This is a genomic window from Comamonas jiangduensis, assembly GCF_030162955.1.
GTDB lineage: Bacteria > Pseudomonadota > Gammaproteobacteria > Burkholderiales > Burkholderiaceae_C > Comamonas > Comamonas jiangduensis.
Map to the genome: position 1 here is coordinate 94,677 of NZ_JARXOV010000003.1, position 19,585 is coordinate 114,261.

Annotated in this window: 17 protein-coding genes; all 17 read right to left on the minus strand. The window is 57.4% G+C overall.

Annotated elements, in window-relative coordinates; translation table 11 throughout:
* Positions 1-25 precede the first annotated feature (25 nt).
* The 17 genes from QEP12_RS03370 to rpoE all read right to left on the minus strand — a co-directional run bounded on the left by QEP12_RS03370 (position 26) and on the right by rpoE (position 19,578).
* Entirely contained in the window at positions 26-1,789 is a 1,764-nt protein-coding gene (locus QEP12_RS03370; protein WP_431308056.1) for a methyl-accepting chemotaxis protein, read from the minus strand.
* A 202-nt stretch (positions 1,790-1,991) separates the two neighbouring features.
* A complete protein-coding gene (locus tag QEP12_RS03375; RefSeq protein ID WP_284213336.1) occupies positions 1,992-3,050 on the minus strand; it encodes a 6-phosphofructokinase in 1,059 nt (352 codons plus the stop codon).
* A 166-nt stretch (positions 3,051-3,216) separates the two neighbouring features.
* Entirely contained in the window at positions 3,217-4,584 is a 1,368-nt protein-coding gene (locus QEP12_RS03380; RefSeq protein WP_174863037.1) for a cytochrome c, read from the minus strand.
* Between the two features lie 12 nt (positions 4,585-4,596).
* A complete protein-coding gene (locus QEP12_RS03385) occupies positions 4,597-6,366 on the minus strand; it encodes a GMC family oxidoreductase (protein WP_284213337.1) in 1,770 nt (589 codons plus the stop codon).
* A gap of 3 nt (positions 6,367-6,369) precedes the next feature.
* On the minus strand, positions 6,370-7,068 hold the full coding sequence (locus QEP12_RS03390; protein ID WP_284213338.1) for a gluconate 2-dehydrogenase subunit 3 family protein: 699 nt from the start codon (positions 7,066-7,068) through the stop codon (positions 6,370-6,372).
* 528 nt (positions 7,069-7,596) lie between these two features.
* Positions 7,597-8,691 carry a beta-N-acetylhexosaminidase gene (gene nagZ, locus QEP12_RS03395; RefSeq protein WP_174863822.1) on the minus strand — a complete coding sequence of 365 codons (1,095 nt, stop codon included), beginning with the start codon at positions 8,689-8,691 and terminating at the stop codon, positions 7,597-7,599.
* A 183-nt stretch (positions 8,692-8,874) separates the two neighbouring features.
* Positions 8,875-9,273 carry a holo-ACP synthase gene (gene acpS / locus QEP12_RS03400; RefSeq protein WP_284213339.1) on the minus strand — a complete coding sequence of 133 codons (399 nt, stop codon included), beginning with the start codon at positions 9,271-9,273 and terminating at the stop codon, positions 8,875-8,877.
* Positions 9,274-9,348: 75 nt separating this feature from the next.
* Positions 9,349-10,125 carry a pyridoxine 5'-phosphate synthase gene (locus QEP12_RS03405; protein ID WP_284213340.1) on the minus strand — a complete coding sequence of 259 codons (777 nt, stop codon included), beginning with the start codon at positions 10,123-10,125 and terminating at the stop codon, positions 9,349-9,351.
* Positions 10,122-10,883 carry a DNA repair protein RecO gene (recO, locus tag QEP12_RS03410; protein ID WP_174863035.1) on the minus strand — a complete coding sequence of 254 codons (762 nt, stop codon included), beginning with the start codon at positions 10,881-10,883 and terminating at the stop codon, positions 10,122-10,124. Before recO ends, QEP12_RS03405 begins: the two co-directional genes overlap by 4 nt.
* Before the next feature lie 176 nt (positions 10,884-11,059).
* Entirely contained in the window at positions 11,060-12,202 is a 1,143-nt protein-coding gene (era, locus tag QEP12_RS03415; RefSeq protein WP_219163948.1) for a GTPase Era, read from the minus strand.
* Entirely contained in the window at positions 12,199-12,882 is a 684-nt protein-coding gene (gene rnc, locus QEP12_RS03420) for a ribonuclease III (protein WP_174863034.1), read from the minus strand. Before rnc ends, era begins: the two co-directional genes overlap by 4 nt.
* Positions 12,883-13,239: a DUF4845 domain-containing protein gene (locus QEP12_RS03425; protein WP_219163947.1), complete on the minus strand. Its 357-nt coding sequence runs from the start codon at positions 13,237-13,239 to the stop codon at positions 12,883-12,885.
* Positions 13,240-13,308: 69 nt separating this feature from the next.
* Positions 13,309-14,283 (minus strand): signal peptidase I, encoded by a 975-nt coding sequence (gene lepB, locus QEP12_RS03430; RefSeq protein ID WP_284213341.1) that lies wholly within the window; start codon positions 14,281-14,283, stop codon positions 13,309-13,311.
* Positions 14,284-14,296: 13 nt separating this feature from the next.
* Positions 14,297-16,105 carry a translation elongation factor 4 gene (gene lepA / locus QEP12_RS03435; RefSeq protein WP_284213342.1) on the minus strand — a complete coding sequence of 603 codons (1,809 nt, stop codon included), beginning with the start codon at positions 16,103-16,105 and terminating at the stop codon, positions 14,297-14,299.
* A 415-nt stretch (positions 16,106-16,520) separates the two neighbouring features.
* Positions 16,521-18,035 (minus strand): DegQ family serine endoprotease, encoded by a 1,515-nt coding sequence (locus QEP12_RS03440; RefSeq protein ID WP_284213343.1) that lies wholly within the window; start codon positions 18,033-18,035, stop codon positions 16,521-16,523.
* Between the two features lie 256 nt (positions 18,036-18,291).
* Entirely contained in the window at positions 18,292-18,918 is a 627-nt protein-coding gene (locus QEP12_RS03445; protein WP_284213344.1) for a sigma-E factor negative regulatory protein, read from the minus strand.
* Between the two features lie 30 nt (positions 18,919-18,948).
* Positions 18,949-19,578, minus strand: coding sequence for an RNA polymerase sigma factor RpoE (gene rpoE, locus QEP12_RS03450; protein ID WP_174863032.1), 630 nt, complete (start codon positions 19,576-19,578; stop codon positions 18,949-18,951).
* Positions 19,579-19,585 lie beyond the last annotated feature (7 nt).

A 19,585-nucleotide genomic window follows, 5' to 3' on the forward strand; every position in this document is an offset into this window, starting at 1 on the left:
TTGTATCAGCGTGTCACGCAATGACTTAGAAAGATTCCCACTCGTCATCATTGGTGGTGGCCACCGCTTTGTTAGCGGCCGGTGCGGGACGCAGCAGTTTAGGCGCTTCTTCCACTTTTTTCGCCACCGGCTTGCTCGCTACGGGCTTGGCATGGGGCACTGCCGCTTTAGCAGCCGCTCTGTGCACGGCAACGCGGCTGCTGGCCACACTCGCCACTACAGGCTTGCGCACTGCGGCAACCGCCACAGACTGTCCCACATTGAAGATCGAGACGACTTGCGCCAGTCGCTGCGCCTGGTCATTCATCGACGTCGCTGCCGCGCTGGACTCTTCCACCAAAGCCGCATTTTGCTGCGTCATCTGATCCAAATTGCTCACAGCCTGGTTCACCTGTGCAAAGCCATCGTTTTGCTCGCTGGCAGCAGCAGTCAACTCACCAATCAAGTCGGTCACGCGGCGCACGCTGCTGACAATCTCTTGCATGCTTTCACCGGCCTGCGCCACTTGCTCAGCACCCATGTCCACATTGTTGACGCTGGCTGTTATCAAGGCTTTGATTTCCTTGGCCGCTTCCGCACTGCGGCCTGCCAAGCTGCGCACCTCACCAGCCACCACGGCAAAGCCACGACCTTGCTCGCCCGCACGCGCCGCTTCCACGGCGGCATTCAAGGCCAAGATATTGGTCTGGAACGCAATGCCATCAATCACACCAATGATGTCGCTGATCTTGCGACTGGAGGTGTTGATCTGGTCCATGCTCATCACCACCTGGCTGACCACTTCACCACCACGCTCTGCCGCTTGCACCGCAGTCGTAGCCAACTGGTTGGCCTGGCGGGCTGTATCGGCAGACTGCGCGACGGTCGATGTCAACTCTTCAATGCTGGCCGCAGTTTCTTCCAGGTTGGCCGCTGTTTGCTCGGTACGTGCCGACAGATCTTGGTTACCCGTTGCAATTTGCGACGCGGCGGAAGACACCGAATCCACCCCATTGCGCACCTCACCGACCACGGCGCGCAGCTTTTGCGTCATGGCATTCAGGCTACGCAGCAGTTGGCCCAATTCGTCCTTGCGGTCATCGTGCACATCACGGGTCAGATCACCTGCCGCAATGGTTTCTGCCAGCTCTACCGCACGGGCCAGAGGTGCCGTCAGCTGACGCACCAGCCATGCCGAGAACAGCAAGCTCAGCACCACCACAGCCGCCAATGTCAGGCTACCCACAGACATAGCGACCGCAGAATCCTTTTCGCCTTGGTCTATCGTTTTTTGCAGCAATTGCTGCTGCAAAACGACCAGTTCCTCTTGCAAGGCCAAATACTGCTGTACCGCAGGCAACAGCTCGGTCTTCACCATCGAAGCGACATCACCATCATTGCGACGCTCCAGACCAATTTGCTCTGCGACTTTCAGCAGTTTCTGGCGCTGCTCCAAGATGCGATCGAACACTGCGCGGCCTTCTGCCGATGACAGGCGCTGACCTGTACGGTCCAGCAGCGCTTTCGCTTCATTCGCAATGGTTGCGTACTGCTCGCCGAAGAACTCCATCGACATGTTGTCTTGCGCCATGTTGGAGGCGATCAAATAGCTGGAGGTGGCTTGCGTATTCCCACGCAACTGCATCACCAAGCTGATGCGCTCCTCCATATCAATGACTTCATTGAGCATCTTTTTATCGACGCTTTTCAGATACGCGGTCATGCCCAAGCCAGCAAGCAGCATCGTGCTCAACACGGTCAACAACAACAACCAAACTTTTTTTGCGACAGAAAGATTTTTGAATTGCATAGCAGCCAGAAAAAAGAAAACCGCCTGCACCTACGTGCAAGCGGCCTGAAAATTCACAGACAGTGACAATTACACCGGGTTTACCCACATATTCCAACCTCTTGTGACACTTAATTACAAACTTTCAAAGAACGCCTATTGCAGATTTGGACAAAGCAACGCTGCACACCAACACAGTTTGCCGTGTCACTTCTTCCACTGATCAAGCCTTGCCCAAGCAAATCCCAATGTCTCGGGCCATGGTCAGTAGGGGGTGATCAAGTGCAATTTTGCGCTGCGTATTGGCCACGGTCGCAATCTCGACGCTCCCAATCTCGCCGTTTTGTAGCGTGACCATGCGTCCAAATTGCCCCGACAAAATCAGCTGCGCAGCGTGGTGGCCAAACTGCGTGGCCAACACGCGGTCAAACGGCGTGGGATCCCCACCGCGCTGCACATGGCCCAGCACCGTAGTGCGCACCTCACTCTTCAAGTGCGGCTGCAAGCGCTCACGCAACACATGCCCCACTCCGCCTAAACGTACCGGGTCAGGACTGTGGGCAATGGTTTCTCGCACCGTCAGGCTGTGGCCGCTTTCCTTGGCACCTTCGCCAATGCAGATGATGGTGTAGCGCTGGCGCTGCTCACGCGCCTTGCACACATCGATGATGGCCTGCAGGTCATAGTCAATTTCGGGCAGCAAGATGATGTCCGCAGCACCCGCCACGCCGGCCTCCAGCGCCAACCAACCGGCATTGCGACCCATGGTCTCCACAATCATCACGCGGTGGTGGCTGTTGGCTGTGCTTTCAATGCGGCGTAAAGCTTCGGTCGCGGTGGCTACGGCAGTATCAAAACCAAAGCTGCGCTCGCAGTTGGCAATGTCGTTGTCGATGGTCTTAGGAACGCCCACGCACTGCATGCCCACCGCATTGGCCAGTCCATAGGCCAAGCTTTGCGTGCCGTCACCGCCAATCGACACCACCACATCCAAGCCCAACGTCTGCACATTGCGCTTGACCTGCGCCAGCGTAGTTTCATTCTTGAGCGGGTTGGCGCTGTTGCTGGTGCCCAAGATCGTGCCGCCAATGTGCAAGATGCCCGAGACCTCGTCCCATGTCAGGGGCTTCACTCGGGGGGCTTCGCCCATCAGGCCTTCAAAACCATCTTGAATGCCCAGCACTTCGCAGCCACCTTGGCTGATCAACGACTTGGTGACCGCACGGATCACCGCGTTCAAGCCGGGGCAATCGCCGCCTCCGGTCAGTACTCCCACGCGCATGGCTTACTCCTTGTTGGGCGCACACACGATCAGATCGACCGTGCGCAAAACCTAAATCATCCCACGGCCAAGCGAAAGCATTCCCCTTTGAGGCACAAAAAAAGCCCTGCCGGCATTCGCACGGCAGGGCTGAAGGGGAAGCACAGGCGGCTATGGCCGCCGGGCATCAATGGGCCGAAGCACCCTTTGCACGCACCTCGCTCACGTCGCTGGCGCTGACGTTGGGCGCCTGATTGCCCCAACCTGTGCGCAGGAAGTTAGCCAGTGCAGCGACTTCTTCGTCATTCAGACGGTCTTCATAGCCTTGCATGACCAGCTGCATCGGACGACGCTCTGTCACGGACGACGCAGCACCGTGCAAAATCACCGACAGCAGTGGGTCAGCACCCTTGGCCAGTACCATGGCGTTGCCTTGCAACTCGGGGAAGATTTCCGCTGCGCCCTTACCGCTGACAAAGTGGCAGGCTGCGCAGTTGTCCAAGTACAGGCGGGCACCCAAAGGCATGTCAGGCGATGCCGAGGTCAGCAGGTCTGCTGTGGCCTTGCCGGCGGCATCCGCTGGCAATGGCGGCATGCTGCGGCCATGCTCAGGCGCAGGAGCAACCGCTGCCGACACGGACTCTACGGTCTTGCCATCCATGTTCTTGATGAAAACCGCCATCGCGTTCAGGTCCGCATCGGTCATGTACTGCATGGAGTGCTCCACCACCAGCGCCATTTCACCATTCGCAACAGCATGGGCGTTACGGCCCGTGGCCAGGTAAGCAGCGATTTCTTCCGCTGTCCACTTTTGCACACGTGCTTGCTCACCGCGCAATGCTGGCGCACTCCAGCCGTCCACGACGCCACCCTTCAGGAAGTTGGCATCTGACAGGCGTGTACCGTCTTGCGCCATGAAGGTCGTACGGGGGCTGTGGCAGGCTGCGCAGTGACCTGCGCCTTCCACCAGGTACTGACCGCGGATCATCTGGTCGTCACCGGCCGTGGGTTTAAAGTCGGCTTCACCCGACAGAGCCAACCAGTTCCAAGCACGGATACCGAAGCGCATGTTGAACGGGAAGCTCAGGCTGGTGGCCTGCACTGCGTTCTTGACAGGCTTGACTTCCGTTTGCAGGTAGTCATACAGCGCACGCAGATCGCTTTCCTTCATGTAGCGATAGTTCTCGTACGGCATGGCGGGGTACAGCTGCTGGCCGTGGCCACCAATACCGTCCACCATGGCTGCACGGAACTGGTCCAGCGTCCAGTTACCGATACCGGTTTCCTTGTCAGGCGTGATGTTGGACGCCCAGATCTTGCCCATAGGGCTTTCAATGGCGTTGCCACCGGCCAAAGGCTCACCACCCTTGGCAGTGTGACAGGCCATGCAGTCACCTGCGCGCATGACGTATTCGCCACGGCCGGGTTCAGCCTTCCAGTCGGCAGCCAAGGTTTCGTTAGCGGGCGATGGTGTGAATGGCACCAAGATCAGCGCCAAGGCCGCCAATGCACCGAGAACCAGCAGCGCAATAACAATGCTGAGGATTTTTTTCATGACTTACGCTCCTCAGACCAACGGACGGGGGTTCTTCAAATACATGGTACGGATCGCGTGCAGCGTCCAGTACGCCAAGCCGCCGACCAAGCCAGTGGGGTTGTACTGGGTGTTTTGCACAAAGTTACCGGCACCAAAGACGAACACGTTGTGCTTGTCCCAAGCTTGGCAGTAACGGTTCACCACGCCTTCGGTCGGCTTCTCGGACATGATGTGGCCGCCGGTGTTGTGGGTGGTCTGGTAGGGACGTACGTCGTACTGCGCACCAAAGCTCTTGAAGCCTGCCTGCATCAGGTCGGGCTTCATGGCCTTGGCCACTTCTTCGACACGCAGCTTTTGGTACTGCGTCATCTTCAGGTCGTTTTCCTGCCAGTTGAAGGTCATGCGCATCAGCGGACGGCCATGCGCATCCTTGTAGGTAGGGTCCAAGTCCAGGTGGTTGACACGGTAGGACATGTGCGAGCCGTGCGTACCAATCGACATGGCGTGACCGTACCAGTCCTTGATACCCTGCTTCCAGCCTGCACCCCAGCCCGGTGTGCCCTTGGGTAGCGGCATGGAACGGATAGGCTGGCCATTCATGGCACCCACGCGCCAGTAAGCGCCGCCAATGAAGCCCAGCTTGCCGAAGTCGTTCTGGTTGATACCGAAGTCATCGATACACATGCCGTTGGAGCCGTGCGCGATGAAGGGGTTGAAGTGATCGCCCTTGAAGAACATGGTCATGCCACCGTTCATCTGGTAGGCGTAGTTCTTACCTGTCACACCTTCGTTGGTCTTCGGGTCGTAAGGCTTACCAATACCCGACACCAGCATCAAGTGCACGTTGTTGAGTTGGTAGGACGACAGAATCACCAGATCGGCAGGCTGGAATACTTCTTCTTGCTTGACCGAGTCGAAGTAGGTCACGCCTGTGGCGGTCTTTCCATCGGCCGAGCTTTCCACGCGCAGCACTTCGCAATGGGTGCGGTACGAGAAGTTTTTCTTACGCTTGAGCGCATCCAGCACTGCTGTTTGGGGCGACGACTTGGAGTACTGGTAGCAGCCATAGCGCTCACAGAAGCCGCAGAAGTTGCAAGGTGCCATCTGCATGCCATAGGGGTTGACATAGGCCGTCGAGGCAATGCCCGCAGGTGCTGGGAAGGGATGCAGCCCCATGTCCTTTGCTACCGCCGCAAACTTGGCCGAGTCATAGGTCGTACCCAACGCAGGCATAGGGTATTCCTTGGAGCGCCAGCCTTCAAAGGGGTTACCACCGGACTGAATCTGGCCTTTGATATTGCCGGCCTTGCCAGAAATACCCGCCACTTCGTCAAAGCGCGTGAAGTGGGGTTCCAACTCGTCATAGCTGACGGGGTAGTCCATCAGGTTCATGCCTTCAGGAATGATGGACTCGCCCCAACGCTCCTTCACATAGGAGCGCAGCTTCATTTCTTCGGCTTGCGGACGCCAAGTCAGGCCGTTCCAGTGCGTACCCGCACCACCCACGCCATTGGCGGGCAGGAAAGAGCCCATCGCACGGTAAGGCAGTGCAATTTCACCGTCGTTGCGGCGGATCGTCACCGTCGCCTGACTGGGGCGCTGCATATTCTTCAGGCGCACGCCATAAGTCAGCTCATCGATCTGGTTGGGGTACTTGAACTCAGGCACCGTGTTCTGGTCACCACCGCGCTCCAGCGCCACGATTTCCAAGCCTTCAGCGGCCAATTCCATACCAGCAATAGAGCCGGTCCAACCCAGGCCAACAATGACCACGTCTTTCTTTTTTTCAATGCGTGCCATTGCTTAACCTCTTTCGCCCTTGATAGAAACCGGACCCAATGGGTACTTGCGGTTGTGTTGATCGACCCATTCGGCATAGCTGGCGCGCGCGCCTGGGAAGCCGATGTGCTTCCACGACTGCATGCCGTAGTTACCGCCGTGTTGCGGGTCAGCGAAATAGCCTTCTTTGGTATTGGCCAGCAAAGTGGCGAAGAAAATACTCAGCTCTGGCGCGAGCTTGATCGCGCCCTTTTGCAGCGCGGTCAATGCTTCGTCTTGCTGTGCAGCTTCCAGCTGCGCGAAATCCTTGCCCCAACGGCTCTTGCACTCTGCGTTGAATGCAGGAATGGCTTGGCGGTAGAGCTGTGCAGGATTGAGAGGCGTCTGCCAGCCACGGTCAGGAGTGGCTGTGGGGTCATGCGGACCTTGCATGTACCAAAGTTCCGCATTGCCGTAATAGCCTTGGAGCTGGCGGTCAATGAACACGGGTACATGGGTTTCCAGTGCGCCGGGGCCTTCGCCCTCCGAGGGGATCAGGCGGGCTGTCGCCGCCATCACAAACGCCCATTCTTCAGCGTTCAGATATTCCGGTTGGTACTTTTCCAATGAAACAGCTGCTTGCTTGGCATTGGCATGAAAAGTCATGGCGATACCAGTTGCAGCCGCCCCAGCACCAGAAGCCTTCAAGAAAAATCTGCGGCTTTGCGGGGAAATGTCAGACATTGCTTCTCTTCCTACATCGTGTCAACAATCCATGCTCTCTTAATGAGAGCATGTGCAGTGCGTCTCGACCTTCTGCGGGCCATGTCACACTGCTTTAATCTTCCGATGCTAGGCCGCTCAGTTCACATTGGTTTTCACCCCCAGCCACATCAATCCGCCAGTCATGGTCTTTTATAAGAGTAAAAACATAGGGTTTACCCTTGGTGATAGAAAAAATACATTCAAAACAACGGGTTGCGTGCATTTATTTCAGTAATTACTGAAATAAATGCACGCAAGAGCTTGCTTCATTAATCCGTCGCCATCAGGTTCTTAAAAGTTATTTTCTATGCCGATATTGCAGTCAGCTTGCACGTACTAACTTAGTGCTTGAAGGCTTCTGCAGTGGTTTCGCAAGCAGAAAAACCACGCAGTGGCCTGCTTTCACCCCAACCCATCGCCCGGATGCCAAAAAAAATCCGCCCAGATGCATCAACATCTGCGCGGACCGGTATCACCAAGGCGGCCAACAAACAGCCTTGCCAGCACTCAAGGCAACATATCGAGTGCCTGCTGATAAGCAGGCTGGCGCATCAATTCATCCCAAGGCTGAGGCACGGTTTCTGGCAAAAGCGCCAAACGACGAGACTCAGAATCGATGTCTGGCTGCCAGCGGCCGCAGCGCAACGCATCGTCCATGCCATCCAGCAGCTCGTCCACATGCTCTCCGAGGCCCAGGCTTTGGTTGCACAGCAGCACCATGTCGCAGCCTGCATTTAAAGCGCGCAGCGCGGCTTCGGTGTAGCTGATGACCTGACCATCAATGCGGCGTGCGGCTTCCATGCTCAAGTCATCGCTGAAGATCGCTCCGTCATAACGCAACTCACCGCGCAAAATTTCCTGCAGCCATACAGAAGAGAAACCGGCTGGCAAGGCATCCACCTTGGGGTAGATCACATGGGCTGGCATCACCGCAGTCAGCACGCTAGAGAGCCACGGGTAGGGGGCGGAATCTTCACCCAAGATCTTTTTCAGCTTGCGCTTGTCCACCGGTATGTCGGTGTGGGAGTCTGCTTTGACGTGACCATGGCCGGGAAAGTGCTTGCCACAGTTGCCCATGCCCGCTTGCAGCAAGCCATGCATCAGACTTCTGGCCAGGGTCGCGACCACACGCGGGTCACGGTGAAAGCTGCGGTCGCCAATGACGGAGCTTTCACCATAGTCCAGATCCAGCACTGGGGTAAAGCTGAAGTCCACGCCACAGGCGCGCAACTCACAGCCCAAGACATAACCAGCAGCCGTCGCTGCATTCATGGCGTGCATGGCGCCGCTGCCTTTGCGGCGTTTTTTACCCTTGCCGTCATCCATCCACATTTGCCCCAAGGCACGCATGGGTGGAATGTGGGTGAAACCATCGGTTTTAAATCGCTGCACCCGGCCACCTTCGTGGTCCACGCAGATCAGCAGGTCTTCCTTGACGGCTTTGATGTCTGCGCACAGCTGTACCAGTTGCGCGCGACTCTCCCAGTTACGGCCAAACAAGATGATGCCGCCCACCAGTGGGTGGGACAGGCGTGCGCGGTCAATATCGGTCAGCGCTTTGCCAGCAATGTCGATGATCAAAGGGGCATGAAGTGCAGTCATAACAATCAGGCTTGTGGACACAATGCACGCTGCAATGTGCGAGAGATGAAAGCCTTGAGTATGACTGCGCTTTGCACGCTGTCTATGACTCAACCACTGGGCTGAGCAGTTTTAAACGTTCAGCGACGTCAAAAACACCCACAGCACACCAAGTCCGGCGGGCAATAACAAGGCCTGCATGGCTTAAGCCTCCTTGCACTCCACCACGCAAAAGCTGGCGGCGTATTCGCTTTCATCCGTCATGGTGATGTGCACGCTCAGGCCTTTGCCCTCAAACCATTCCTTCATCGCGCCGTGCAGCACGATGGTGGGCTGGCCACTGGGCAAATTGGCAATTTCGCAGTTGCGCCACGTCATGGGCATCACCATGCCCAGCCCCACGGCTTTGCTGAAAGCTTCTTTGGCAGAAAAGCGTGTGGCCAAGTATTTGATGCCGCGCTCAGGCCAGCGGGCGCTACGGGCGCGCCACACCCGCAGCTCTTGCTCAGTCAGCACTTTTTCGGCAAAGCGATCCCCGTGGCGCTCTACGCTGGCGCGTATGCGGCGGATGTCGCAGATATCAGTTCCAATGCCGTAAATCATGATGCACCGTCAAAACAGCCTCTAGCCCTTATTTAGAAAGCACTAGCAGCTATCAAAATCAAATTACCCCAACCTTCAGATAGAGCGCTGTGTCATGCCTTGGTCAATGCACGCTTGGTAAGCCTTGACCGTACTGGAATACCCTAGCTCCAGCGCGTCAGCGATCAGCGCATGACCGATAGAGACTTCCGCCACACCCGGCACCAGCGCCACAAACTCTGCCAGGTTGTCACGGTTCAAATCGTGGCCGGCATTCACTTCCAAGCCTACATCCAGTGCCGCTTGCGCAGCCTTGGCATACGTCTCCAACTGCTCGGCCTGCCCTGGTGTACCCCATGCAGCGGCATAAGGTTCGGTATACAGCTCCACACGGTCTGCACCCGCCGCTTTGGCGGCAGCCATTTGCTCAGGGATGGGGTCCATGAACAAACTCACACGCACACCCAGGGCTTTGCATTCCGCAATCAGGGGCTGCAGGCGCTCAGCGTCTTGCGGAAAACTCCAGCCGTGGTCGCTGGTGAACTGGCCCTCGCTGTCTGGCACGAACGTGGCCTGGTGCGGCTTGACGTTGCGAATGAAAGCCATCAGGTTTTGCGTCGGGTTGCCCTCAATGTTGAACTCAGCCTGGGGCCAGGCCTGCATCAACTCGGCCAGCTCGTACACATCGGTGCCGCGAATATGGCGCTCATCGGGGCGGGGATGGATGGTGATGCCCTGCGCACCCGCCTCCAGGCACAACTGCGCCGCGCGCATGACGGAGGGAATGCCCAGGTGGCGCGTATTGCGCACCAGCGCGACTTTGTTGACGTTCACGGACAAGGCCGTGCGGCGGGAAGAGTGAGAGGCGGTCATAGCGTTTGCAAATCCATCATCAATTGCCGCGTGCGCAGCAAGCTACCGCAATGGTATTGCAGCAAATGGCGCAACTGTGGTTTCAGTGCGGGCGCTACCGTTGCGCAGGCACGCACCAAAGCGGGGTAAGCGGCTTCTTCTTGCTCCAGCGCCGATTGCAGCTGCAGCCACTGCTGCCCCGTCAACGCGGCGCGGTCATTATCCAGTGCGGGGCGCAGGCCCATTTCTGCCACCAGTACATAAGCCGTTTGCGGCTGCAGCGCTTGCAGGGTCTGCGTTTCCAGCTCTAAAGCTGGGAGCAACCCCAGTTCGCGCAGCAAAATCAGCTCAAACGCGCGCAGCACCGGCTCAATCACCTCTTCGGGCTGCGTCGCCAGCAGCTTGACCACAGCACCGTACACATCGAACAGGTAGGCGTACGGGTCATCGCGCGCCAGCAGGCGCATCAGCAACTCGTTCAGGTACAGCCCTGTGAGCAGGTTGTTGCCCATGGGCATGATGTGGCCGCCCGCCCACTCCGCACCCTTGAGCACATGGATGTCGGCATTGCCATCGCCCGAGAGCGTGTAGCTGACCTTGAGCGGCTGCAGCGCCAGCAGCACCGGCCGGAAGTTGGAGGTATGCCGTTTGACCCCTTTGGCCAGCAGCGCCACCCGCCCGCGGTGGCGCGTGAACACCTCCAGAATCAGGCTGGACTCGCTCCAGTCGTAGCGGTGCAAGATGAATGCGGGCTCTTCGCCCACGCGCTTGGCGGCCATAGGTTCTTACAAAGACAACAAGGCCTCAACGAGGCCTTGTGAAGCACTGGTGCATCCAGTGTTGGGAAATCGGTTCAGCAAAGCGGTCGAGACGCGAAGCGACCGCGCAGGCAGTGGCAACGCCACGGCAAGCGTGTGCGACAAAGTATCGGGAACCGAATGCCAAGCACCACCCATCATTCATAGCCGAAGGATTTGACGCGTGCCTCGTCATCCGCCCAGCCGGACTTGACCTTGACCCACACTTCCAGGAACACCTTGGCGTCAAACAGCTTTTCCATCTCCTGGCGTGCTTCCATGGAGATGCGCTTGAGGCGCTCGCCGCCCTGGCCAATCACCATGGCCTTGTGGCCATCGCGCTCCACCACAATCGTGGCGGCCACGCGCATGAAGCGCTTGTGCTGCTTGCTGGGCTCTTCCACAAACTTGTCGATCACCACGGTGGAGGTGTAAGGCAACTCATCGCCCGTGAAGCGGAACAGCTTTTCGCGCACGATTTCGGCGGCCATGAAGTTTTCGCTGCGGTCGGTCAGCTCGTCTTCGGCGTAGAACCAGGGCTGCTGCGGCAGGTACTTGGCGCAGATGCCAAACAGACGCTGGATGTCATCGCGCTTTTTGGCCGACATGGGCACAAATTCTTCAAATGGATGGCGCTCTTGCATGCTCTTGAGCCAAGGCGCAATCTCATGGCGGCGGCCCACCTCATCCAGCTTGTTGGCGATCAGCAGCGTGGGAATGCCGGGTTTGAACAGGCTCAACACCTTGGCATCGGCCAGGGTGAAGCTGCCCGCCTCCACCACGAACAAAATCAAGTCCACATCGGTGATGGCGCCCATCACCGTCTTGTTCAGGGACTTGTTCAGCGCGGTGGAGTGCTTGGTCTGGAAACCAGGCGTATCCACAAAAATGAACTGCGTCTCTTCCTTGGTGCGAATGCCGGTGATGCGGTGGCGCGTGGTCTGCGACTTGCGCGAGGTGATGGACACCTTCTGGCCCACCAGGGCATTCATCAGCGTGGACTTGCCCACGTTGGGCTTGCCCACAATCGCAATCAGACCGCAGCGCTGCTCTTCAGGGGCATACACGCGCACCGGCGTGGCAGCTTCGGCGGCCTTTTCGGCCTCAATCTCTGCCGCGCGTGCCACCAGCGATGGGGTGGCGCCGGGTTTGGCCGCCGCCAGCATGGCATCCAGCTCCGCCATGCTTTGGCCCGCAGGCGTCACCTCGGGAAATGAGGGCATAGATTTCGATTCTTTTTGGCCCTTGGCGCTTGCTGCGCCTGCGGTGCTAGCTACTTTTTTCTTCGCAGCATCGGTCATGGGTGTTTCGCTTTCAAAAGTTCCAGCATGGCGCTGGCAGCAGCTTGTTCGCCGGCACGGCGCGATACGCCCGTGCCCTTTGCGCCCAGCTTGAGTTCAGGAATCATGCAGGCCACTTCAAAGGTCTGCTTGTGGGCTGCACCCGTCGTGGCCACCACACTGTATTGCGGCAGCTGTTTGCGTCGCCCTTGCAGCCATTCTTGCAACGCAGTCTTGGGGTCTTTTTCTGCGGCACGCATATGGGGGTTGATATCAACCCCCTCAAACAGGTGGTGCACCAGCTTTTCGCCCGCTGTAAAGCCAGCGTCCAGGTACACCGCACCCAAAATGGCTTCCACCGCATCCGCCAAGATGGAAGGGCGATTTTTGCCCCCCGACTTGGACTCGCCTTCGCCCAGACGCAGCAGCTCGGACAGCTGCAGTTTGATGGCGATTTGGTGCAGCGTGCCTTCTTTGACCAGGTTCGAGCGCACGCGCGAGAGGTCTCCCTCGGGCAAATCGCGCAAACGCTGGTACAGCAGGCTGGAGATGGCCAGACTCAACACGGAGTCGCCCAGAAACTCCAGACGCTCGTTGTTGTCTGCCGAGAAACTGCGGTGCGTCAGCGCACGCTGCAGCAAGGCAGGGTTTTGAAATTCGTACTGCAGCGAGCGCTGCAGATCTTGCAGGGTGATTGGCACCTATTTGGTCTGATGTGTAAAACGATAAACAAGGTAGGCAGGGCCTACCAACGGTACGGAACGCTCATATTCAAAGGCCACCACCACGCGGTCATTGACCTTGCTGACCTCCAGATCCTGGCCGGAAATGGTTTTGATGTCATCAATTTGTGCGGCACGATCAAACGCTGCGCGCACCTCTGGCACGGTGTTGCCTTCATTGGCTGCTTTCTGCGCAGCTTTTTTGGCGGCTTGGTATTCCAAGACGATGGGAAGCGATTGTCCGCCAATCGCAAAAACCGCGACGGCCAGCACAGCAATCACGACAAATCCAACGAAAGACACACCCTTTTGGCTGCGAGCAGATACACGACGCATGATGACCCTCTCCTCTCATGAAAAATGGCCGCTCGAAGCGGCCATTCGATACAGGCGCAATGCCTTGATTTAGTTGAAGCTACCGATACGTTTGAGATTACCGAAATTCATCCAAACGAAAAAGGCCTTTCCGACAATGTTTGCTTCCGGCACAAAGCCCCAGTAACGCGAGTCCAGCGAGTTGTCGCGGTTGTCGCCCATGGCGAAGTAGTGGCCTTCCGGTACTTTGCAGATCACGCCTTCAACGGTATAGGTGCAGTTTTCGCGATAAGGAAACTCCGAAGCGCCTTGCACGAATGCAGGCATGCCCTTGGTGTTGAGCAACTTGTGCGGCTTCTCGCCCAGTTGCTCTTCAAACTGCGCGAAGTAACGCATTGCATCCGTGTCAAAGAAATCCGGCAGCTCCTTGGTCGGCACTTCCTGACCATTGATGGTCAAGCGCTTGTTCAGGTACGCCACGGTATCCCCAGGCACGCCGACCACACGCTTGATGTAGTCCAGCGTAGGCTGTGGGGGGTAGCGAAACACCATCACATCACCGCGCTCCACGGGGTTGCCGTCGGTTACCTTGGTGTTGAGCACAGGCAGGCGGATGCCGTAGTGGTATTTGTTCACCAAAATCAGATCACCCACCATCAGCGTGGGAATCATCGAGCCCGAAGGGATTTTGAACGGCTCAAACAAGAACGAGCGCAGCACAAACACCACAAACAGCACCGGGAACAGGCCCGCCGTCCAATCCAGCCACCAAGGCTGCTTGAGGATGCGGGTTTCGCCTTCCTGCGTGTCCACCATGTCGTGGCGCAAGCCCTGACGCTCCAATTCAGCACGCCGTGCGGCAGCTTCGGCGTTCAGGCGCTCGGCCTCCTTCTTGCGCTGCGGCCAGAAGTAAAAACGCTCCGCCAGCCAGTACAGGCCGGTGATAAAGGTTGCCAGGAACATCAGCAAGGCAAAGTTGCCTTCAATCGCCCCGGTGTACCAAGCACCGATGTAGCCCACAAACGCGGCCAAGATGACCGCCGTGATCCATTGCATTGCTTGCATGGTCTCCCTCGCTTTAGTCTTCGACCTGCAAAATGGCCAGGAACGCTTCTTGTGGTACTTCCACCGAGCCGATTTGCTTCATGCGCTTCTTACCGGCCTTTTGCTTTTCCAACAGCTTGCGCTTGCGGCTCACGTCACCGCCATAGCACTTGGCCAACACGTTCTTGCGCATGGCCTTGACGGTCTCACGTGCAATGATGTTGCCACCAATGGCCGCCTGGATCGCTACGTCAAACATCTGACGGCTGATGATCTCGCGCATCTTGGCGACCACGGCACGGCCACGGTACTGGGACTGGCTACGGTGCACGATGATGGACAGGGCATCGACCTTTTCGCCATTGAGCAAAATATCCACCTTGACCACGTCCGAAGCGCGGTACTCCAGGAACTCATAGTCCATGGAGGCATAGCCGCGCGAGACCGACTTGAGCTTGTCAAAGAAGTCCAACACGATTTCGCCCAAGGGCATCTCGTAGGTCAACATGACTTGGCGACCGTGATAGGCCATGTTCATCTGCACGCCACGCTTTTGGTTGGCCAGCGTCATGACCGGGCCCACGTACTCTTGCGGCATGTACAGGTGCACGGTCACGATGGGCTCGCGAATCTCCTCAATCTGACCAATGTCGGGCATCTTGGATGGATTTTCTACGTCGATCAGCTCTCCTCCTGCCTTGAGCACTTGGTACACCACGCTAGGGGCCGTGGTGATCAGGTCTTGATCAAACTCACGCTCCAGACGCTCTTGCACAATTTCCATGTGCAGCAGGCCCAGGAAACCGCAGCGGAAACCAAAGCCCAGCGCCTGCGAGACTTCGGGCTCAAAGCGCAGGGCAGCGTCGTTGAGCTGCAGCTTTTCCAGCGCGTCGCGCAACTGGTCGTATTCAGAAGCTTCCGTAGGGTACAGACCTGCAAACACTTGCGGCTGCACTTCCTTGAAACCTGGCAAAGCCTTTTCAGCGGGGCCTAAGTTGTTGGGCAGCTTCTTTTCCAAGGTAATGGTGTCGCCCACCTTGGCAGCCTTCAACTCCTTGATGCCTGCAATGATGTAACCCACCTCACCCGCCTTGAGCGAGTCACGGGGTTGGTTGGACGGCGTGAAAACGCCCACATTGTTGGCTTCATAGGCGGCGCCTGTGGCCATCATCTTGAAGCGCTCGCCCTTTTTGAGCTCGCCATCTACCACGCGCACCAGCATGATGACACCCACATACGGGTCAAACCAGCTGTCCACAATCATGGCGCGCAAAGGGCCATCCGGATCACCCTTCGGTGGCGGCACCTTGGCCACAATGGCTTCCAAAATCTCTTCGATGCCCATGCCAGTCTTGGCCGAGCAGGGGATTGCGTCGGTGGCATCAATACCAATGACGTCTTCGATTTCAGCCTTGGCATTGTCTGGATCGGCATTGGGCAGATCCATCTTATTGAGCACCGCAAACACTTCCACACCCAAGTCGAGCGCGGTGTAGCAGTTCGCAACGGTCTGTGCTTCTACACCTTGAGAGGCGTCAACCACCAACAAACCGCCTTCACAGGCCGACAGCGAGCGGGACACTTCATACGAAAAGTCGACGTGGCCGGGGGTGTCAATCAAATTCAGGTTGTAGACGTTGCCGTCTTTGGCCTTGTATTGCAGCGCCGCCGTCTGCGCCTTGATGGTGATACCACGTTCTTTCTCGATGTCCATCGAGTCCAGGACTTGCGCCTCCATCTGGCGTTCAGCCAAACCACCGCAGGTTTGGATCAGTCGGTCTGCCAGGGTCGACTTGCCATGGTCAATATGCGCAATGATGGAAAAATTTCGAATGTGCTTCATCAACGATAAGCGTTTGTAATTAAAGGGGAAAGCGTGCTCTAGGCAAGAAAAAAGGGCGCGTCTCAATGTGACGCGCCCTGAACCAACAATCTCTGGCAACTGCGATTGGTTGGACGATCGATTGTAGGCAAAACCGCCCAAAAACCAAGCATCTATTTACTATGACTCGGGCATTGTGCATTGCCGCCAAATCACTTACCAACAAGTTACCCACAATTCAACTGTAGGTTCACAGACAGTCATTTCAACACCCAACAAGCCTGCATTCACAGCGAGTACTTGCTTGTGCCGGCCTGTGACCGCGCTCATTCAATGGGCATTCTACCCAAGCACCCATCTAAAACCACAGCGAGTCAAAGTAAGTCATTCCTACGCAAGGATTAGCATCCTGCGCAGGAAGACCTTAACCGATGCTTTACTTGGTGTTAGGGCGAATGAGTACGTACTGCGTCCACTCACCACGGCGCACCAACAAGTTCACGGGCTTGCTCTTGTCTGCCTTCGACAGGGCCGCCTCAAAACTCTTGACGCTAGTTACCTCACTGTTGGCCACCGCCAGCACCACATCGCCTTCACGCAGCCCAGCGCGGGCAGCGGCATCCGTGGCCGAGAGCACACGCACCCCACCCTTGACGGCCAGGGCACGCTTTTGGGCCTCGCTCAGCTCACCCACCACCAAACCCAGCTGCTTGGCCGTAGCGGTTGCACCAGAAGCAGGTTTGCCATCTGCGGCAGCGACTTTCTCGTCGGGCTCGACCTCTGCCACCATGATGGACAAATCACGCATCTGGCCGCGGCGGAATACCGTGATCGCGCTCTTGGTGCCGGGCTTGGTGTTACCCACCAGGCGCGGCAGATCGCCCACCTTGTCGATGGCTTTGCCGTCGTATTTCACGATGATGTCACCGGCCTCAATACCAGCTTTGGCTGCCGGTGAGTCAGGCTCTACCGCCGACACCAAGGCGCCCCGTGCAGTACCCAAACCAATCGATTCGGCCACTTCCTTGGTCACCTGACCAATTTGCACCCCAATGCGCCCGCGTGTGACCTTGCCGGTGGCACGCAGTTGATCGCTCACGCGCACCGCCTCGTCGATCGGAATGGCAAACGAAATACCCATGAAGCCGCCGGAGCGCGAATAAATCTGGCTGTTGATGCCCACCACTTCACCGCGCATATTCAGCAAAGGCCCCCCCGAATTGCCGGGGTTGATGGCCACATCCGTCTGAATGAACGGCAGATAGTCACCCGTATCACGCTGCTTGGCCGAGACAATGCCTGCAGTCACCGAGTTTTCCAGCCCGAACGGTGAGCCAATCGCCATGACCCATTCACCCACTTTTAAGCGGCTGACATCACCAATCTTCACTGCGGGCAGGCCCTTGGCATCAATCTTGACCACCGCCACGTCGGTGCGCTTGTCGGCACCGATGATTTTGGCCTTGTACTCCCGCTTGTCGGTCAGCGTCACGATGACTTCGCTGGCGCCCTCTACCACGTGGGCATTGGTCATGACATAGCCGTCCGCGCTCAGGATAAAGCCTGAACCTACGCCACTGGGGCGCTCTTCGCCCTCGTCATTGGGCTGCTGCTGGGGACCTCCTTGGCGGGGCACATTCGGCACAGGCAAGCCAAAGCGGCGGAAGAACTCCAGCATGTCTTCGTCGATGCCGCTCATAGAAGGCTGTGTCGAAATTTTCTCCGTGGTGCGGATATTGACCACCGCAGGGCCTACCGCATCCACCAATTGGGTGAAGTCGGGCAACCCAGTCACCATCGGGGCTGCCGCAGGTGCCGTTGCCACCGTCTGCGCATGCGCCGCAGGCATCCACTGGCGGGCCGCATCGCTCCACGCAACGGTCGCCGCACCTGCAGCCACACCAACGGCCAGCACTGCAGCATGCAAAGGTTTGAATTGCATTAAAGGCATTTTTGTCATCCTTTCCAAAATCACACTCTGCGCCATGCGCAACTACATGTTCAGAAAATCGAACCGCAATTTGGTTCCCCAGTTTATGAGCGAGTTGTCAATTCTTGTGGAGCTTCCATCACGATTCACACAAATAAAAAAAGAGCGCCTTGCGTGCGCTCTTTCTTGGTTTCAGTATGTTTTAGCTTTGAATACATTCAAAACGAGGCGCTGATAGCTCTCATTTTTGAAAGACAGCATCGCCAAAGCGTGCCAGTTATTTGGCTGTGCGGCCACTGCTGCGCGCTTCTTCAAAGCTGGCGTTGCGCAAAAAATCAGCCGGCGTCTGCAAAGAAGCGCGGCTGGCGTACTGTTGGTGGTTCGCCAGCAAGGCGTCCAACCGGGGATCGCGCAACACGCTGCCATTCTCAGTCGCCACCACCACCGAGCTATTTGCGCCAGGCGCACTGGCCAGTTGTGCGCCTTGGCCGTCCACCGGGGTTGCCACCAAATTCCAGCCCAGCGCAGCCATGGCAGCGACCGTGGCAAAACTGGCCGCCACCTTCCAGCGAAAGACCGAGTGGTTGGCGGCGGGGTCGCGCAATGCCACCACCGGCGCCTGGGTTTGCTCCATGCCTGCAGCCACTTGCTGCAGCTGCGAAGACTGCAACTGCAAGGCCGGCTCTTGCGCCAGTTGCGCGCGCAGCCCTGTCAGCAGATCGTGCTGGCTGTGGTGCGCCAGATCCGGCGAACGCAGCACATCGCCCACCAAGTGGTAGAGCTCCCAGCTGGCACAGCCCTCCGCACTTTCTGCACACGCCAAGGCCTGCTCCAGCTCTTCGCCGCGCAGTTCACCATCCACCATCGCAGACAGCAATTCCTTGTTCATCTTTTGTTCCATCATGGGGTCACCTGCTTGATGTCCTTTTTTGCATCACCAACGCTTACCGCCTTGACGCTCTAGCAAAGGCTTCACGCGTGCCGAAATCGCTTCCCGCGCACGAAAAATGCGAGAACGCACCGTGCCAATCGGGCAATTCATTGCCAAGGCAATTTCCTCGTAACTCAAACCTTCAATTTCACGCAGCGTGACCGCTTGTCGCAAATCTTCAGGTAATGCCTCCATGGCTGCGTTCACCGCTGCTGCAATTTCTTGCGCAGCCAGCACAGTCTCGGGTGTTTCGTCTGTGGTTGGTTCATTTCGAGGACGGAAAGTTTCATCCTCGTCATCGGAAATGTGTAACGCGTTCTCGAACACCACAGGATCTCGGCGCATTTCGACCAGTGATTTCTTGGCCGTATTCACCGCAATCCGATAGAGCCAGGTGTAGAACTGCGCCTCGCCGCGAAATTGGTGCAAAGCGCGGTAGGCACGCAAAAACGTCTCTTGGGCAATGTCCTGCACCAGGTCTTGGTCGCGCACCATGCGCGCAATCAGACGCTCAATACGCCTTTGGTATTTGATGACCAACAGTTCATACGCACGCTGATCGCCGGCGACGGTGCGCTCAACCAGTTGCAGATCACTGTCAGATGAAGAGGATGGCGCTAAGGCAGAGGTCATGTATGCG

Bases quoted from the DNA above. Each gene is read 5' to 3' on its own strand.
- era (WP_219163948.1), bottom strand. From the start codon at position 12,202: ATGACCGATGCTGCGAAGAAAAAAGTAGCTAGCACCGCAGGCGCAGCA.
- lepB (WP_284213341.1), bottom strand. From the start codon at position 14,283: ATGCAAGCAATGCAATGGATCACGGCGGTCATCTTGGCCGCGTTTGTG.
- rpoE (WP_174863032.1), bottom strand. From the start codon at position 19,578: ATGACCTCTGCCTTAGCGCCATCCTCTTCATCTGACAGTGATCTGCAA.
- QEP12_RS03445 (WP_284213344.1), bottom strand. From the start codon at position 18,918: ATGATGGAACAAAAGATGAACAAGGAATTGCTGTCTGCGATGGTGGAT.
- QEP12_RS03425 (WP_219163947.1), bottom strand. From the start codon at position 13,239: ATGCGTCGTGTATCTGCTCGCAGCCAAAAGGGTGTGTCTTTCGTTGGA.
- acpS (WP_284213339.1), bottom strand. From the start codon at position 9,273: ATGATTTACGGCATTGGAACTGATATCTGCGACATCCGCCGCATACGC.
- QEP12_RS03440 (WP_284213343.1), bottom strand. From the start codon at position 18,035: ATGCCTTTAATGCAATTCAAACCTTTGCATGCTGCAGTGCTGGCCGTT.
- QEP12_RS03375 (WP_284213336.1), bottom strand. From the start codon at position 3,050: ATGCGCGTGGGAGTACTGACCGGAGGCGGCGATTGCCCCGGCTTGAAC.
- QEP12_RS03390 (WP_284213338.1), bottom strand. From the start codon at position 7,068: ATGTCTGACATTTCCCCGCAAAGCCGCAGATTTTTCTTGAAGGCTTCT.
- QEP12_RS03380 (WP_174863037.1), bottom strand. From the start codon at position 4,584: ATGAAAAAAATCCTCAGCATTGTTATTGCGCTGCTGGTTCTCGGTGCA.
- recO (WP_174863035.1), bottom strand. From the start codon at position 10,883: ATGGCCGCCAAGCGCGTGGGCGAAGAGCCCGCATTCATCTTGCACCGC.
- QEP12_RS03405 (WP_284213340.1), bottom strand. From the start codon at position 10,125: ATGACCGCCTCTCACTCTTCCCGCCGCACGGCCTTGTCCGTGAACGTC.
- nagZ (WP_174863822.1), bottom strand. From the start codon at position 8,691: ATGACTGCACTTCATGCCCCTTTGATCATCGACATTGCTGGCAAAGCG.
- QEP12_RS03370 (WP_431308056.1), bottom strand. From the start codon at position 1,789: ATGCAATTCAAAAATCTTTCTGTCGCAAAAAAAGTTTGGTTGTTGTTG.
- QEP12_RS03385 (WP_284213337.1), bottom strand. From the start codon at position 6,366: ATGGCACGCATTGAAAAAAAGAAAGACGTGGTCATTGTTGGCCTGGGT.
- lepA (WP_284213342.1), bottom strand. From the start codon at position 16,105: ATGAAGCACATTCGAAATTTTTCCATCATTGCGCATATTGACCATGGC.